Origin of the sequence: Rhodococcus sp. 1168 (assembly GCF_002091955.1) — a bacterium.
Lineage (GTDB): Bacteria > Actinomycetota > Actinomycetes > Mycobacteriales > Mycobacteriaceae > Rhodococcoides.
Genome location: NZ_MKKY01000025.1, coordinates 124614 through 140161 on the forward strand (window position 1 = coordinate 124614; position 15548 = coordinate 140161).

Annotated in this window: 15 protein-coding genes and 1 riboswitch; of the genes, 10 read left to right on the forward strand and 5 right to left on the reverse strand. The window is 62.0% G+C overall.

Annotation, left to right across the window (positions count from 1 at the left end):
- The first annotated feature begins 1 nt into the window (after position 1).
- A complete protein-coding gene (locus BJI47_RS02880; RefSeq protein WP_088942294.1) occupies positions 2-1018 on the forward strand; it encodes an AraC family transcriptional regulator in 1017 nt (338 codons plus the stop codon).
- A gap of 7 nt (positions 1019-1025) precedes the next feature.
- On the opposite strand, the gene BJI47_RS02885 is transcribed toward BJI47_RS02880, so the two are convergent.
- Entirely contained in the window at positions 1026-1451 is a 426-nt protein-coding gene (locus BJI47_RS02885) for a VOC family protein (protein WP_088942326.1), read from the reverse strand.
- 83 nt (positions 1452-1534) lie between these two features.
- Between BJI47_RS02885 and BJI47_RS02890 the strand changes: the two genes are divergently transcribed.
- The gene (locus BJI47_RS02890; protein WP_088942295.1) at positions 1535-2158 is read left to right on the forward strand and encodes an alpha-ketoglutarate-dependent dioxygenase AlkB; all 624 of its coding nucleotides are present in this window, start codon (positions 1535-1537) and stop codon (positions 2156-2158) included.
- Here BJI47_RS02890 and BJI47_RS02895 read toward each other — a convergent pair.
- Entirely contained in the window at positions 2124-3251 is a 1128-nt protein-coding gene (locus BJI47_RS02895; protein WP_088942296.1) for a 3-deoxy-7-phosphoheptulonate synthase, read from the reverse strand. The genes BJI47_RS02890 and BJI47_RS02895 overlap by 35 nt on opposite strands.
- 233 nt (positions 3252-3484) lie before the next feature.
- Positions 3485-3699, forward strand: a riboswitch (cobalamin riboswitch).
- A gap of 124 nt (positions 3700-3823) precedes the next feature.
- Between BJI47_RS02895 and metE the strand changes: the two genes are divergently transcribed.
- From metE to BJI47_RS02920, 5 genes are all read left to right on the forward strand, one after another.
- Positions 3824-6079: a 5-methyltetrahydropteroyltriglutamate--homocysteine S-methyltransferase gene (gene metE / locus BJI47_RS02900; RefSeq protein WP_088942327.1), complete on the forward strand. Its 2256-nt coding sequence runs from the start codon at positions 3824-3826 to the stop codon at positions 6077-6079.
- A gap of 121 nt (positions 6080-6200) precedes the next feature.
- The gene (locus BJI47_RS02905; RefSeq protein ID WP_088942297.1) at positions 6201-6638 is read left to right on the forward strand and encodes a MarR family winged helix-turn-helix transcriptional regulator; all 438 of its coding nucleotides are present in this window, start codon (positions 6201-6203) and stop codon (positions 6636-6638) included.
- A 2-nt stretch (positions 6639-6640) separates the two neighbouring features.
- Positions 6641-7063 carry an organic hydroperoxide resistance protein gene (locus BJI47_RS02910; protein ID WP_088942328.1) on the forward strand — a complete coding sequence of 141 codons (423 nt, stop codon included), beginning with the start codon at positions 6641-6643 and terminating at the stop codon, positions 7061-7063.
- A gap of 9 nt (positions 7064-7072) precedes the next feature.
- Positions 7073-8068, forward strand: coding sequence for an NADP-dependent oxidoreductase (locus tag BJI47_RS02915; RefSeq protein ID WP_088942298.1), 996 nt, complete (start codon positions 7073-7075; stop codon positions 8066-8068).
- An 82-nt stretch (positions 8069-8150) separates the two neighbouring features.
- Entirely contained in the window at positions 8151-9113 is a 963-nt protein-coding gene (locus BJI47_RS02920; protein ID WP_088942299.1) for a pseudouridine synthase, read from the forward strand.
- Here the strand turns inward: BJI47_RS02920 and BJI47_RS02925 are convergent.
- Positions 9043-10146 carry a hypothetical protein gene (locus BJI47_RS02925; protein ID WP_088942329.1) on the reverse strand — a complete coding sequence of 368 codons (1104 nt, stop codon included), beginning with the start codon at positions 10144-10146 and terminating at the stop codon, positions 9043-9045. The two genes, BJI47_RS02920 and BJI47_RS02925, sit on opposite strands and share 71 nt — an antisense overlap.
- Positions 10147-10252: 106 nt before the next feature.
- On the opposite strand from BJI47_RS02925, the gene BJI47_RS02930 reads away from it, so the two are divergent.
- Positions 10253-10834 (forward strand): helix-turn-helix domain-containing protein, encoded by a 582-nt coding sequence (locus BJI47_RS02930; RefSeq protein ID WP_088942300.1) that lies wholly within the window; start codon positions 10253-10255, stop codon positions 10832-10834.
- 101 nt (positions 10835-10935) lie between these two features.
- Positions 10936-11223 carry an ANTAR domain-containing protein gene (locus BJI47_RS02935; RefSeq protein ID WP_254900339.1) on the forward strand — a complete coding sequence of 96 codons (288 nt, stop codon included), beginning with the start codon at positions 10936-10938 and terminating at the stop codon, positions 11221-11223.
- A 28-nt stretch (positions 11224-11251) separates the two neighbouring features.
- On the opposite strand, the gene BJI47_RS02940 is transcribed toward BJI47_RS02935, so the two are convergent.
- Positions 11252-11812 carry a DUF6584 family protein gene (locus BJI47_RS02940; RefSeq protein ID WP_088942302.1) on the reverse strand — a complete coding sequence of 187 codons (561 nt, stop codon included), beginning with the start codon at positions 11810-11812 and terminating at the stop codon, positions 11252-11254.
- Between the two features lie 57 nt (positions 11813-11869).
- On the reverse strand, positions 11870-13240 hold the full coding sequence (locus BJI47_RS02945; protein ID WP_088942330.1) for an MFS transporter: 1371 nt from the start codon (positions 13238-13240) through the stop codon (positions 11870-11872).
- 1178 nt (positions 13241-14418) lie between these two features.
- Between BJI47_RS02945 and istA the strand changes: the two genes are divergently transcribed.
- A partial coding sequence (gene istA / locus BJI47_RS02950; protein ID WP_088942303.1) for an IS21 family transposase occupies positions 14419-15548 on the forward strand: 1130 nt, incomplete at its 3' end.

Consider the following 15548-nt stretch of genomic DNA (forward strand, 5'->3'; position numbering starts at 1 on the left):
CATGACCACCCGAACCATCCCCGTCGCTTTCGTCGTCAATGCCACTGCCCTCGCGGCAAGCAGTGGCGTCGATCTGTCGTATCCACTGTCGATCGCGGGAATCGGGCCCGAAACGTTGAAAGATCCCCGCTCACGACTCACCGCCGAACAGGTCACGTTGTTCACTCAGTCGGCATGGCAGATCACCGGTGACGAGCTGTTCGGATTGGCGTCGACGCCTATGCGACGCGGCAGTTTTCGCGTCATCTGCCAGACACTCATACACAGTCCCGATCTCGCGTCGGCCTTGAAGCGGATGACGGAAACCACGCGAGTGCTCTCGGGGCTGCCACCCATGACGATCACTCGCGGTGAGAGCACAACGCGCTTGACGATGCCGCCCGTGGACAACTCTCATCTACCGGAGCAGGCCAGGGAGCGGGCCGGTCAACTGCTGACCGACTTTCGAATGTTGCTGGTACATCGTTTCGCCGCGTGGCTTATCGGTAACCGGGTGAAGCTGCACTCGGTCGAACTGCCCTACGAGATGGCAGACGCGGAAACCGCCAAACTGTACGACCGAATGTTCGGCACCCGAGTGGCATTCGGCGCGTCGGTAGCAGCTCTCGAGTTCGACAATGCCGCGATGCGAGCGCCGGTCGTGCAAACCGAGGCGAGTCTGACCGACTACCTGCGCGAATCACCGAACTTGTTGTTCACTGCGCGCGACTACGACAGCACCGCATCGTCACAAGTGCGACGAGCACTCGAACTGGGACTTCAGGGCCGCAGTCCAGGTACCGACGAGATCGCCGCCAAGCTGACGGTCAGCACCGCGCACCTTCGCAGACTGTTGAGGCAGGAGGGCACGTCGGTGAACCAGGTTCGCGAAGAAGTACTACGCGACGCCGCCATCTCCGGATTGAGTCGCGGAGATTCGGTCGAGGACCTTTCTCACCAGCTTGGATTTTCGGAACCGTCCGCCTTCCGACGGGCGTTCAAGCGGTGGACCGGGCAGACGCCGGGCGCGTATCGGTGAAGTACCTCTAAGCGAGGCAGAACTCGTTGCCCTCCGGGTCGGCCATCGTGATCCACGTACTCGGGCCGAGCTGACCGCGATGGAGGATCGACGCCCCGGTCTCGACGAGGCTTTGTGCGACAGCTTCGCGGTCGTCTCCGACCCTCACGTCGAAATGCAGCCGGTTCTTCTCCGATTTCGATTCCGGGACCCACTGAAAGAGCACGCGAGACGCCGAGGGGCGGTCGGGATCGACGATTGCGGCGCCGATCTTCCAGACGAGCCGACCGTGAAACAGGAGCGTATCGTCCTCGCTCGCATGACCGGCATTCACCATTTCTCCGATGAACTTCTCGTCCTGTTCCTCGACCTGCCATCCGAGGGCCGAAGCCCACCATGCGGCCTGCTCATGGGGGTTGTCGCTGTCGATCGTGACTTGGATTTCATATCCCATGCGCACACGATAAGACACGGGGCGACAAAATTCTTGCGATCGATCGTTGGAACATGTGTTCGAATGACGCTACGATAGCCGTCATGAGCGTGGAACTGCAGGGGTCGCTGTTCACCGACGGCGAGGACGACTTCGGTCCACTCGGGTCCACGGTCACGCGGCGCACTCTCACTTGTGGCGCATGGGTCGATGTCCGCCCCGGATGGGCGAGCACCATGGACTTGTTCGATCGACTCGTCACCGACGTCGACTGGCGAGCCGAGCGACGCCAGATGTATGACCGCGTGGTCGACGTGCCGCGTTTGGTGCGCTTCTACACCGAGCACGAGAGCTGGCCCGAGGCACGGTTGCGCGAGGCCAAGTCGGCCCTCGACGTGCATTATCGGGCCGAACTGGGCGAGCCCTTCGCCACCGCCGGACTGTGTTATTACCGGGACGGATCCGACAGCGTCGCCTGGCACGGAGACAACCTCGGCCGCAGCGCCACCGAGGACACGATGGTTGCCATCGTGTCACTCGGTGCCACCCGCCAATTGATGTTGCGGCCGCGTGGCGGAGGCGCGTCGTTGAAGTTCACACTCGGCCACGGCGATCTGATCGTCATGGGCGGGTCGTGCCAACGGACGTGGGAGCACGCTGTCCCCAAGAGTGCTCGTGCCACCGGCCCTCGCGTCAGCGTGCAGTTCCGCCCGCGCGGCGTTCGGTGACTGCGGCTGCGAGTGCGTCGAGCTGTGCCGCGGTGGTGTCCCAGTCCAGGCATGCATCGGTGATCGACTGACCGTAGGTCAATTCGTTCGCATGACCGAGGGTCAGATCCTGCCGTCCGGCTTCGATGAAGCTCTCCAACATGAGACCGACAATCCCCTGCTCGCCTGCTGCGAGCCGTGCCGACACGTCCGTCACGACATCGACCTGCTTGTTGTGGTCCTTTCGACTGTTGCCATGGCTCGCGTCGATCACCACTCGCTCGGGAAGATTCGACTTCCGGAGCCGCGAGATGGTATCGGCCACAGTCTCCGCGTCGTAGTTCGGACCGTCGGTGCCGCCGCGCAGGATCACATGGCAGTCGGGATTCCCGACGGTTCTGATCAACGCGGAATGACCGTCGAGATCCGTTCCGGGGAAGACATGGCTCGACGCCGCCGCCCGCGTTCCGTCGACGGCGACCTGAACATCGCCCTCGGTCGAATTCTTGATTCCGACGGGCATCGACAACGCGCTGCACAGTTGCCGGTGCACCTGGCTGGCGGCGGTTCGTGCGCCGATGGCGCCGTAGCTGACCAGGTCCGCAATGTACTGAGGGGTGATGGGGTCGAGGAATTCACATCCGACCGGAAGACCGAGACTCGAGATATCGACGAGCAACTGGCGGCCCACCCGGAGGCCCTCGTTGATGTCGAAGCTGCCGTCGAGATGCGGGTCGTTGATCAGGCCTTTCCAGCCGAGAGTGGTCCGCGGCTTTTCGAAGTACACACGCATGACGATGTGCAGGCGATCATCGAGGTCGGCCGCCTTGGTGGCCAATCTCCGGGCGTAGTCCATCGCGGCGGTGGTGTCGTGCACCGAGCACGGTCCGACGACGACGATCAGCCGGTCGTCACGTCCGTCGAGGATGTCGACGACGCCGTCGCGACCGCGTCGCACCACGGCCGCGACGGCGTCGTCTGCCGCGTGCTCACGGCGAACGGTTCGCGGAGACAGAAGCGGACTGATACTGATCGTCCGTCGATCATCCAAAGCAGAATCGTGCAGAGCTGGGTCGATGGTGTTGATGTCGGTGGTGTTGGTGTCGGTGGTCATGGAGGAAGTTCCTGTTCCCAGACCGACTCGTTCACGGTGAATCCACGCGCACTTCGAGCCGGTCTGATTCCGGCTCGTGGGGTGGGGTGTCAGCGCATGGTGTCGCTGGCTGACCCACCCGGGGCCGGCCTGCTAAACCAAAAATACGCGCGCGTCATAATGTCGAGAGTAGCAGCCCTTTCTCCGGAGGCGGCCGAGCGCCTATGCTCATGCATGCAGTCGGTTCGCCCGCGGCCAAGAGGAGCCCCGAAGTCCGCAACGGCGACGCAAGAGGGAACCCGGTGAGAATCCGGGATTGTCCCGCAGCGGTATGCAGGAACGACCGCCGTCCATCAAGCACTGGAGAAGCCTCTCTGGGAAGCGACGGCCACTAGGAGTGATCTCGAGATCTCGTAAGAAGATCGCGCGCCTGCGAGTCCGAATACCTGCCTTCTGTGCTGCGCACGCCGTGCGTAGCGGTTCACCGCCCCGTGGAGTGGGCGAGTAGACCTGAAGTCTCGTCTTGGGCTCAGGCGTACTCGCGCGCACGGTGGTGTTCCACCCATCACGCCATGTATCTGGAGACACACGAAGTGACATTCGAATTCACCGCAACGGTTCTCGGTTCACCCCGAATCGGCCCGAAGCGCGAACTGAAGAAGGCTGTCGAGTCCTACTGGGCCGGAAAGATCGATGCCGCCGCGCTAGGCGCTGTCGCCAAGCACCTACGCGAGAACGACTGGCTTTCGCTGAAAGCCGCGGGGCTCGACTCCGTGCCGATCAACACGTTCTCGTACTACGACCAGGTGCTCGACACCGCAGTCCTCCTCGGCGCGCTGCCCGAACGGGTAGGCGCCATCGAGGACGATCTCGACCGGTATTTCGCCGCCGCGCGTGGCAACGACACCGTGCAGCCCTTGGAAATGACGAAGTGGTTCGACACCAACTATCACTACCTCGTACCCGAGATTGCACCGAGCACAACGTTCGCACTCCACCCGGAGAAGGTTCTCAGCGAGCTGAACGAAGCTCGCGCACTGAACATTCCGGCCCGCCCGGTGATCGTCGGTCCAGTCACGTTTCTGCTGCTCTCGAAATCGGTCGGCGGTGACGCTCCACTGCTGGACCGCCTGAACGAAATCCTCCCGCTGTACGCGGATCTGTTGACACAGCTGTCCGACGTGGGTGCCGAGTGGGTCCAGTTCGACGAGCCGGCTCTGGTCGCGGATCGAACCGTAGCCGAACTCACCGCTGCCGGAGGCGCCTACGACTATCTCAGCGCCGTCGAGAGAAGGCCGGCGCTACTGGTGGCGTCGTACTTCGGGTACCTCGGGGACGCACTGCCCGTGCTCGCCTCGACCGGTATCGAGGGGTTGGCGGTCGATCTCACGGCCCCGGGAACCGTCGAGCAGGTCGCTGCGGTGCCCGCTCTGGCGAGCAAGCTTCTCGTGGCAGGCATCGTCGACGGCCGTAATGTCTGGCGGACCGATCTGGACCGAGCGCTGGCTACGCTGGCGAGCCTGTTGGGCAGCGTCGGCGGGCTCGCCGTGTCGAGTTCCTGCTCGCTACTTCATGTTCCGTACACGCTCGACGCCGAGACGCAGATCGTGGATCCACTGCGGTCGTGGCTGGCGTTCGGTGCAGAAAAGGTCGAGGAGGTGACCGTGCTCGCACGTGCACTTCGGGAGGGAACCGATTGCGTTGCAACCGAACTCGCTGCCTCACGCGTCGCTGCGGAATCCCGTCGCACCGACCCCCGAGTGCACGACAGTGCAGTTCGCGCCCGACTCGAGGGTGGCGTGAGAGTCGATCGCAGTCCCGCCGCAGAGCGTCGGGTGGCCCAAGCTGCTCGACTCGACCTTCCACCGCTCCCGACGACGACGATCGGTTCGTACCCGCAGACTACCCAGATCCGTCTCGCCAGAGCCGAATTGCGCAAGGGCGAGATCGACGACGCCGAGTACGTGCGTCGCATGCACGCCGAGATCGCCGATGTCATTGCACTGCAAGAGAAGTTAGGCCTCGACGTTCTCGTACACGGCGAGCCGGAGCGCAACGATATGGTGCAGTACTTCGCGGAGCAATTGCACGGCTTCGCGGCCACGGCCAATGGCTGGGTTCAGTCGTACGGTTCGCGTTGCGTGCGTCCGCCCATCCTGTTCGGTGATGTGTGCCGGTCCGGGGCAATGACCGTCGACTGGATCGCCTTTGCTCAGTCGTTGACGGACAAGCCGGTCAAGGGCATGCTGACCGGCCCCGTGACGATCCTCGCGTGGTCGTTCGTTCGGGATGATCAACCGCTGGCCGACACCGCGGATCAGGTCGCACTGGCCATCCGCGACGAGACCGTCGACCTGGAATCGGCGGGAATCGCGATCGTCCAGGTAGACGAACCTGCACTACGCGAACTGCTCCCCCTACGCACAGAGGACAAGAGCGCCTACTTGGCGTGGGCGGTGCGAGCCTTCAAGCTGTCGACGTCAGGGGTAGCGGATTCCACCCAGATCCATACGCACCTGTGCTACTCGGAGTTCGGCGAGGTGATCGATGCGATCGTCGCACTCGATGCCGATGTGACGTCGATCGAGGCTGCCCGCTCCCACATGGAAGTTCTCGATGATCTCAATGACGTCGGATTCGATCTCGGTGTAGGTCCAGGTGTGTACGACATCCATTCACCTCGGGTTCCGAGCGTGGAGGAGATCACCGTCTCCTTGGAGGCAGCACTGAAGGCCGTTCCGTCCGATCGCCTGTGGGTTAATCCGGATTGCGGGCTCAAGACCAGAGGCAACGCCGAAGTCGAAGCATCGCTGCGCAACCTCGTAGAGGCCGCTGCACTCGCTCGGTAGTTTCGAACCCCGACTGCACACTGTCTCGCTCGATCGGCGGAATCCCGTCGAAAGGGCCAGATAGTGTGCAGTCGGTCCATATAGGTTGCGAGCAACTTAAACGTGCGCTACCTTTGTGCACGTGACCAACGAACTCGCACTCGATCGCCAGGTGTGCTTTGCGTTGTATTCGGCATCGCGGGCGACCACTGCCGCCTACCGTCCGATCCTCGACAAACTCGGGATCACCTACCCGCAGTACCTCGTGCTCCTGGTGCTGTGGGAAAAGGACGGGCGCGGCGTCCGTGACATCTGCACCGCCCTCGATCTCGACACCGGGACGTTGTCCCCGCTGCTCAAACGGCTCGAAGGCCTCGGTTTCATCGAACGTCGACGCCTCACTTCGGACGAGCGAAGAGTCGAGATCCATCTGACGGAAGCGGGCAGCGCCCTACGCAGCGAGGCAGCCGGCGTACCGATGCAGCTCGCCGCGCAGACGGGCATGAGCGTCGACGAACTCACCAACCTCAAGAACGTGCTGGCCGCACTGGCCGAGGCACTCCACCAAGAAAAGGGATGACTGTGGCTACCATTTACACCGCCGAAGCATTGGCAACCGGCGAAGGTCGTAACGGCCGCGCTCGCAGCTCGGACGGTCGCCTAGACCTCGAACTCGCGATCCCCGAGGCCATGGGTGGCAACGGCCAGGGCACCAATCCCGAGCAACTGTTCGCTGCAGGTTACGCAGCCTGCTTCCATTCCGCCCTGCAGATGGTCGCCCGTGCGAACAAGGCAGATGTGACGGACTCGGCTGTCGGCGCCCAGGTCGGCATCGGCCCCAACGACGCCGGCGGATATCAGCTCGAAGTGACGCTCGAGGTGACGCTACCGAATCTCCCCCACGACGAGGCCCAGGCACTAGCCGACGAAGCCCACCTCGTCTGCCCTTATTCCAACGCGACCCGCGGCAACATCGATGTGACCGTCACGGTCACCGAAGACTAGGAGTCTCCCTTGCGCGCCAAGGAAATTCATCTCGCTTCACGTCCACACGGTGAGCCGACGCCGGAGAACTTCCGCACCGTCGAGACCGACCTTCCCGAGCTGCAGGATGGTCAAATACTCGTCCGCAATATCGTCATGTCCGTCGACCCTTACATGCGCGGCCGGATGAACGACGTCAAGTCGTACGTTCCACCGTTCCAGGTCGATGCACCGCTCGACGGCGGCGCAGTGGGCGAGGTCGTCGAAACCCGCAGTGACGCTTTCGCAGTCGGCGACGCGGTGCTGCACGGGAAGGGATGGCGGGACACCGCTGTCCTCGACGGCAGATCGGCCATGAAAGTCGACCTGGACAAGGGCTCCCCTTCGGCCTACCTGGGGGCTCTGGGCCTGACCGGACTCACCGCCTATGTCGGTCTCACTGCGGTGGCACAGTTCAAGCCCGGCGACGTGGTGTTCGTTTCGGGTGCAGCGGGCGCCGTCGGTTCACTGGTCGGCCAGATCGCCAAGGCACTCGGAGCGTCGCGCGTCATCGGTAGCGCAGGGTCCAAGGCCAAGGTTGCTCGGCTACTCGAGCTGGGCTTCGATGCCGCCTTCGATTACCACGACGGTTCGGTGACGAAGCAACTCGCCGAGGCCGCTCCGGACGGAATCGATGTGTACTTCGACAACGTCGGCGGCGACCACCTCGAAGCTGCCATTTGGTCGATGAACAAGAACGGCCGAATTGCACTGTGCGGAGCAATCTCTCAGTACAACTCGACCGAAGCCAGCCCTGCGCCTCGAAACCTGACTCTGGCCATCGGCAAGGAACTGATGTTGAAGGGCTTCATCGCCGGCTCCTACCAGCATCTCGCCGGTGAGTTCAGCGAGAAGATGGCAACATGGCTTGCCGACAACGTCATCGAGTGGGACGAAACCGTTGTCGAGGGTATCGACAACGCGCCGCAGGCATTCATCGGGCTGCTCCGCGGAGAGAACACCGGAAAGATGATCGTCTCCGTTTAGAACGCCAGCGGATCGACTCTGCCGTCGCATCTTCGTTTCAGCGCTTGCGTTGTACCGACAGATCCGACGGTAGAGTTGTTCCATGGCCCGCGCACCGCTTCCCCTGCGTGACGGCCTCGGTCCCACCCGGATTCGAATGCCGGATACCGAGACCTTCCCCACCGTCGTGGACTATCTCGTCGATCGATTCCCACACGATGAGAGACGTCTGCGAGAAAAAGTCGCTGCACGGGAAGTGGTGGATGCAGCAGGAGTGCCCCTCGAACCGAACTCACCGCTCGTTCCGCGCAGCGATATCTATCTTTATCGCGATCCACCGCTCGAACCCGTCGTGCCGTTCCCGATCGACATCCTCCACCACGACCGCGACCTACTGGTCATCGACAAGCCACACTTTCTGGCGACGATGCCCCGCGGGGCGTACATCGCCAGGTCCGCGCTCGTTCTATTGCGTAGAGAGCTGGGTCTACCCGACCTGAGCCCCGCCCATCGGCTCGACCGCCTGACCGCGGGCGTGCTGATCTTCACCGTCCGCCCCGAAGTTCGCCGCGCCTATCAGGAATTGTTCGCGCAGCGGGCCGTGACGAAGGTCTATCACGCGGTCGCACGATTCGATCCGGAACTCGAGCTTCCGCTGACGCTTCGTAGCCGAATGATCAAGGTACGCGGCGTACTTCGCGCCGAGGAAATTCCTGGCGAACCGAATGCCGAAACGCATGTCGAGCTCACCGACCACAACCTCCGTCATGGCCTTTACACTTTGCGGCCCACCACCGGACGCACACACCAACTGCGCCTTCACATGAACTCGTTGGGGATGCCGATTCTGGGAGACAACTTCTACCCCGACTTCTACGACGTCGCCGGTGACGACTATACGAATCCGCTGCAACTGCTAGCTCGATCGATCGAGTTCCGAGATCCGTTCACTGAGAAGATTCGAACCTTCGTCAGTACTCGCATACTCGAACTCCCTAGCGGGGCATGGAGAGAACATCTCCTTGTGCGGCATTCTCCTCGGCGATCTCCGCCGTCCGGACGCTGATTCGATGTGAAAACACAGCCAGCGCCAGCAACCCGATCGCGACGCTGGCCAACGCACCGAATCCCTCCTGGGCAAAATCGACCAACGCGTTCAACAGCGTGAAGATCAAGGCCGCAATGCGAAGCATGTGTAGTGGCCACATTTTTCCTCGACGGAGCCTGATCGCCGACGGCAATGCGAGCGAAAAAGTCAGCACGGAGGACAGGAACAGAATTCCGCTCGCTACTCCCATGCTCTCGACCTCGATATTCATGTCACGGGTATCGAGATGGAGATTCCCGAGAACCAACTCGACGATCCCGAAGACCACACCCAGGAACGACACGAGAGTCATGCCCCACGCGAAAACGGACACCCATCGAGGGCTCTTGAAGAACTTCGGGATCAAGCGAGGCGCGAACTGCTGCGCGTCGTACAGACGTGCCGATCCGATGCTGCAGTTCTCGAGAAGTAGTCGGAGCCCGGCAATGGTTTCGGCGTCCTCGCCCTCCGCCTCGGCCCGGTCGACCATCCGCAGAGCCCAAGCGCGCCGGTGGTCCGGCAGTCCGTGTGCCACGCCACGCGCGGCTATCAGAGCCGCATTTGCCAACGTCTCCTGATGCGACGGACGTCGCATGTCGCGCACGATTCGATTGCCAACCAGGACTACGACGACGAGCACGTACATAATTTCCGAGGATGGGCCGTAGAAGTAATCGTTGTCTTTCGTGACGAATTTGCCGACCTCATCCAGGAACAGACCGAATCCGATTCCACCGAGCAGGACCGCAAGTGCGCGGACCGCGAATCCGATGAACATCCATCCGATCAACAGGGCGAACATCATCAGAGCGCCGCCGTACAGCGCATGTGCGATGTGAAGGGTGTTACCGCCCACCTGTGGGTAGTTGGTCAGTTCCAGATACAGGCGGGTGAGTAGGATCGTCGCGATGGCGATGATCATGAAAGCCTCGGCCGTCGTCGAACCGTAGGCGTCCCGCACGACACGCGAGCGGCGTATAGGTACTTGCTGCGACGTAACGTCGGTGGTCACAACAACAGTATGTAGGTCGAGAGCACACTCGATCACTACTTCGGAGCTCGACTCACCCTGCGCGTCACCGTTTGACAAATTCTTTTGCTGAAACTGCAATGGGTGCATGGCCAGCCCGGAAGCGGACATCGACGACGTCATCGCAGCTGTGGGTCCCCGTTTGAAGCGACTGCGCGGGGAACGCGGCACCACGCTCTCCGCACTCTCCGAGACGACGGGAATCTCGCTCAGCACGCTCTCCCGGCTCGAGTCCGGTGACCGAAAACCGAGCCTCGAGCTACTCCTCCCGATCGCCCGGGCACACCAGATTCCCTTGGACGAACTCGTCAGTGCACCGCCCGTCGCGGATCCGCGGGTGCGCGCGGCGCCGATCCGGCGCGAGTATGTGACGATCCACCCGCTCACCCGACGCCCGGGTGGGATGCAGGCATACAAGCTCGTCGTCGATCCCGTTCGCACCGAACCCGAACCTCGCGTTCACGAGGGTTACGAATGGCTCTACGTTCTCAACGGCAGATTGAGGTTAATTCTCGGCGAACACGACATCGTCATGAAGCCGGGCGAGGCCGCGGAATTCGATACGCGCGTGCCACATTGGTTCGGTGCGATCGACGATCGGCCAGTGGAAATACTCAGTCTCTTCGGTCCCCAGGGTGAACGTATCCACATTAGAGCTAGCCCGTCGTAAGACTTGGAGCTTGTCCGTGTGTACCCGTCGACTGGGTGTGGGAGAGTGGGCGCGTCTGCGCAATGGGCAGCAGAACCGAGCCAACTAATAAGGAACCGTTCATGATCGATAGAAGTCCCGACACAATGACGTCTCGGGGACCAGCTTCACGCACCGATCTCGACATCGCGACGGGTGTCCTCGTCGGCGTTCGCGGCGGAAGTGTCGCGCAGGCAGTGGAGGATCTGTTGGCGACAGCCCGAGACAATCGCGTCAGCCTGTTCGAACTGTCCCGCACGGTGATCACCATCGCCGAGGGCAGGGACGGCGGTGAACCGGAAACACGTCGGGTCGCTTTGGCCCGATGGGGAACTGCTCTTGCGACTGAGGAAGAACTGATCGGAAGCTAGCAACTGCGGCGGAGGCATGAAGAAGCGGTCAGCCGAACACGAGGGCCAGAATCACCGAAGCCGACGTGGCAGCAATTGCCAAGATGATCAACGATGCCACTACTCGCTGCCGAATCGGTCGACTTCGGTCGCGGTAGGCACCGCTCGGACCGGGCAGATCGTCGTCGAGAAAGTCGTCGGAATCGACGCCCACCTCGTCGAAGTAGACCGTGTCGCGAGGTGGAACCCACTGTTGGCCGTTCGCACGGATGGCCGAGGTCAAACGTTCGAGTCGAGCCTGCGCTGGGGCCGGATAGTACTCGGACGGTGCGTTTATCGGTAGACCTCGTGCCAGCGAGATCGGCGACCGGTAGCGCGCTTCCAACGCTGCGAACGCAGCTGATGCGGTGGGATCGCCGTCTGCTTTCGAGGTCAGGAACCAGGCGGCACCCGCTGCTGCGCGTTCGCCCATCAGCAGATGGGTGTAGGCCAGTAGCTCCAGAATCGGCTGGGACGCGGGGGACGTACGAAGTGCCGCATACAGTCTGTCCCGAGCGTGTGCATTCTCCCCGCGCGCAAGATCGCGCTGGGCTTCCTCGATCACATCCACAGGCCAAGCCTAGCGAGTTCGCGCCAGCGGGCACATTACAGACTTACTCGACATCGTTCAGGCCTCGGCGTAAACCGTTCCTGGCCGCAGCATCAGCGCCAGAGCGATGGTAGCCGCGGTGCCGATGAGGATTACCACAACCACCATGTTCAATCCACTGACCGTAGGTGCGATGCTCCCCGCGATGGCGGACGATGCCAGGATTGCCGTCGCGATCGATGCGCCGATCCCCTGCCCTGCGGTTCGAACAACCGAATTCAAGCCGGTTGCTTCGCTGGTATTTTCGACCGGAACCGACTCGACGACGAGGTTCGGGAGCGCAGTGTAGGCAAACGATGTCGCGATGGACACCGTCACGACCATTGCGAACATCCCGAGTTTGGCATCGTTGAACGCGTAGAGCAGCACCGCTGACATCGCATACATGAGCCCACCGATGAGCAGCGAAACGCGAGAACCCACCGTTCGCGAAAGACGCCCGCTCAACGGAGTGAAAGCGAAGCCCAGCACCGCGCCCGCAAGAGTCAGGGCACCAGCAGCGCTGGGTGACATGCCGAGACCGAAAGATCCACTGGACGGTGACTGTAGAACGATGGGAACGATCAAGTTGCTGATTCCGAAGGGACCGACCGCGAGGGTCAGCGTCGCGAGCATCGTCAACGCGAGCTTGCGATCGGCGAGCAGACGCACGTTCGCGATCGGGTCGGTCACTCGAAGCTCCCACAGAACCCACAGCGCGAGAATGATCACACCGCCGGCAAGCAAGCCAAGGGTCTTTCCATCGGTCCAACCCCATGAACTGGCTTTGGTGATCGCCAGCAGGATTCCCGCGATGGCGGGCGCGAAGGCGATGGTGCCGATCCAGTCGAGTTTCTGGGTAGTCCCGACATGGGGAAGCCACGGAAGAACGAATGCCACGAGCAGCAGCATGCACGTCGCGTATACAGACGCGACAATGAAGATCATGTGCCAGCTTGCGTAGTCGATCATCATGCCGGCGATGAAGGCCGATCCAGCGCCGGCAGCCACGGCGGTACCCGAGATGACCGCGATCGCGACCGGCACCTTCACTTTGGGCAGATGCGCACGTGCCAGTCCGATACACAGCGGGAGTATCGCACCTGCAACGCCTTGGATGGCGCGGCCACCGATGATCGCGCCCACGCTGTCGCCGATGGCGCTGAACAACGAGCCGAACGTGGCGATAGCCAGGACGATGATCAAAACCCGCTCACGCCCGTACATGTCGCCGAGACGTCCGCACACCGCGGCGGAGGCAGCGGCGACCAGGAGGAATCCGGTGACGGCCCAGCCGACCGTTGCGGCGTCACTGTCGAAGTCCTTGATAATCGTCGGGATCGCAGCAAACACCATCGATGTTTCGAACGCGCTGATGACCTCGATCAAACTGAGAACGAGGATGATCACCGCAGCCGAACGCTTTCTCGTGTAGCGGGCGGCCTGCGGCACCGCCTTTTCAGGAGCTACTGGACCTGGAATCGTCGTCATCGACTTCCCCCAAGTGGGAATAGTGAAACCGAAGTGGTCATCGCGCACGGGCGGTTTCGATCCTCGAACTCGAATCGACTTGACTTGTCGTGCAGCATTGTTCGTCCTTGACTGCTCGGAAGGCGGCACATTCCCGCTCGGTAGAGCCAAAAACTAACAGTGGCTGAGAGCACAATGCAGACGAAGTCTCACTGGGTGAAAGTCTGAAAGTTTCGGTGCCGGATTTTCGATCTTCCTTGCCGCTCGACAGTCACGAGCCTTCATTTGGCCTCTGCACAGACCTGAACAGTGGATAGAACCAAAAGAGCCCCACCCGGATGAACCGAATGAGGCTTGGTACCGAAACTGTGGTGGCCAGGGCCGGGATCGAACCGGCGACCTTCCGCTTTCAGATCGTTGGTATAGCACCTTCTGATCGTTGCACCTGTTCGTGTCGACGCTTCCGGGCCCAATCGGAACTACTGGAGCACTCGCTACAAGTCCCGTGGCGGATATTCGCCGTATTAAACGACGTTCGGTGAGCCATCAACGGGACGACAACACACTCCGTCCTCAAACCTGGAGAATAGAGACCTTGGAAATTCCAAATTTCTCGACGCCTACGTTCGGCCGAGCGAACCTGACCAGCGGCAAGCAGGCGAAGGCGGAGCGAAGCGGGAGCCGTAGCCGAGGTGAAGCGCCGGCAGGCGGCGTAGCCGGCTCGGCCGAGGGCGCGCCAGCGCCCGCTCTTGAAAGTACTCAGAGTTATTGCGTGGTACGCCGAGAACCCACCAGTGGACCCGTTGATTCGGAGTCGAACCCCATCGAATATTTGATCGCCGATTCAGGTGACCGTCGCCGCGTGAGGTGGGTGCGCGAGCCCTGTTGTGGCAGGCTTCGACATTGAAACCTGTTCGCATGTGTGGTCGCTATCTACATGGAGATTCAGTCATGTCGTCTGCCATGAGCATGGGACCAGCGTGATCTGATTCTGCCAGGGTGATGGGACCACCTGGATTGCCAGTTATGGGACCACCGGCGCGCCTTGCCGGTGGTCTCGTCGTTTGCTCGTTCGATTGTCTGTGACAGCACCAAGCACGTCACGGAGGTCGATGAGCATGGCTTTTCGGGAGATCAGTGTGAACGAAATCAGAGAAGTATTACGGCTATGGCTCGGGACGGCTGGACTGCCGGCTCCGGGACTGCGAACGATCGCCGAGCATGCCGGGGTGGATCGCAAAACGGTCCGCCGTTACGTCGAGGCAGCTCAGGGGGCTGGTCTGGCGAGAACCGACAGTGTCGGTGCGGTCAGTGACGAGTTGATCGCGGCGGTCGTCGCTGCTGTGCGCCCCGACCGGCCGCACGGTCACGGCGCGGCATGGGAGCAACTTGTGCCCCAGCAGGAGCAGATTACCAAATGGGTGGCAGGCGAGGGTGAACGCAAGCCGCTCACGATCGCGAAAATCGAAGTGCTGCTTGCCCGTAAGGGCTGCGTGCTGCCGTACCGGACGTTGCACCGGTTCGCTACCGAGATGTGCGGTTTCGGGCGTAAGGACCTCACCGTCCAAGTCGTCGACGGCGAACCCGGGATCGAATGCCAGATCGACTTCGGATACTTGGGGATGCTCACCGACCCCGACGACGGTCGGGCCCGCAAAGTCCACGCCCTGATCTTCACCGCCGTCCACAGCCGACACATGTTCGTGTGGCTGAGCTATTCGCAGACGCTGGTGGCGGTGATCGCCGGCTGCGAAGCAGCGTGGAAGTTCTTCGGCGGAGTCTTCGCTGTGTTGATCCCGGACAACCTCAAACCGGTCGTCACCGCCGCGGACCCGATCACTCCGCGATTGAGCGATGGCTGGCTCGACTACAGCAGCCACGTCGGGTTCATCACCGACCCGGCGCGTGTCCGGTCACCGAAGGACAAACCGAGGGTCGAACGCACCGTCCAATACGTGCGCGGAAACTTCTGGGCCGGCGAACGATTCACCAGTCTCGCCGAAGCCCAGGAGGCTGCCGTGCGGTGGTGCACCAGCACCGCAGGGATGCGCATTCACGGCACTACCTGTGCACGGCCGCTCGAGGTGTTCGACGAAGCCGAACTACCGAAGCTGCTACCGGTGCCGTCGGGGTACGACGTGCCGATCTTCAAGGACGTGAAAGTGCACCGTGACTTCCATGCGGAGATCGGGCGGGCACTGTATTCGTTGCCGCAGCAGTGGATCGGCTCGACACTGTCGGTGCGGGC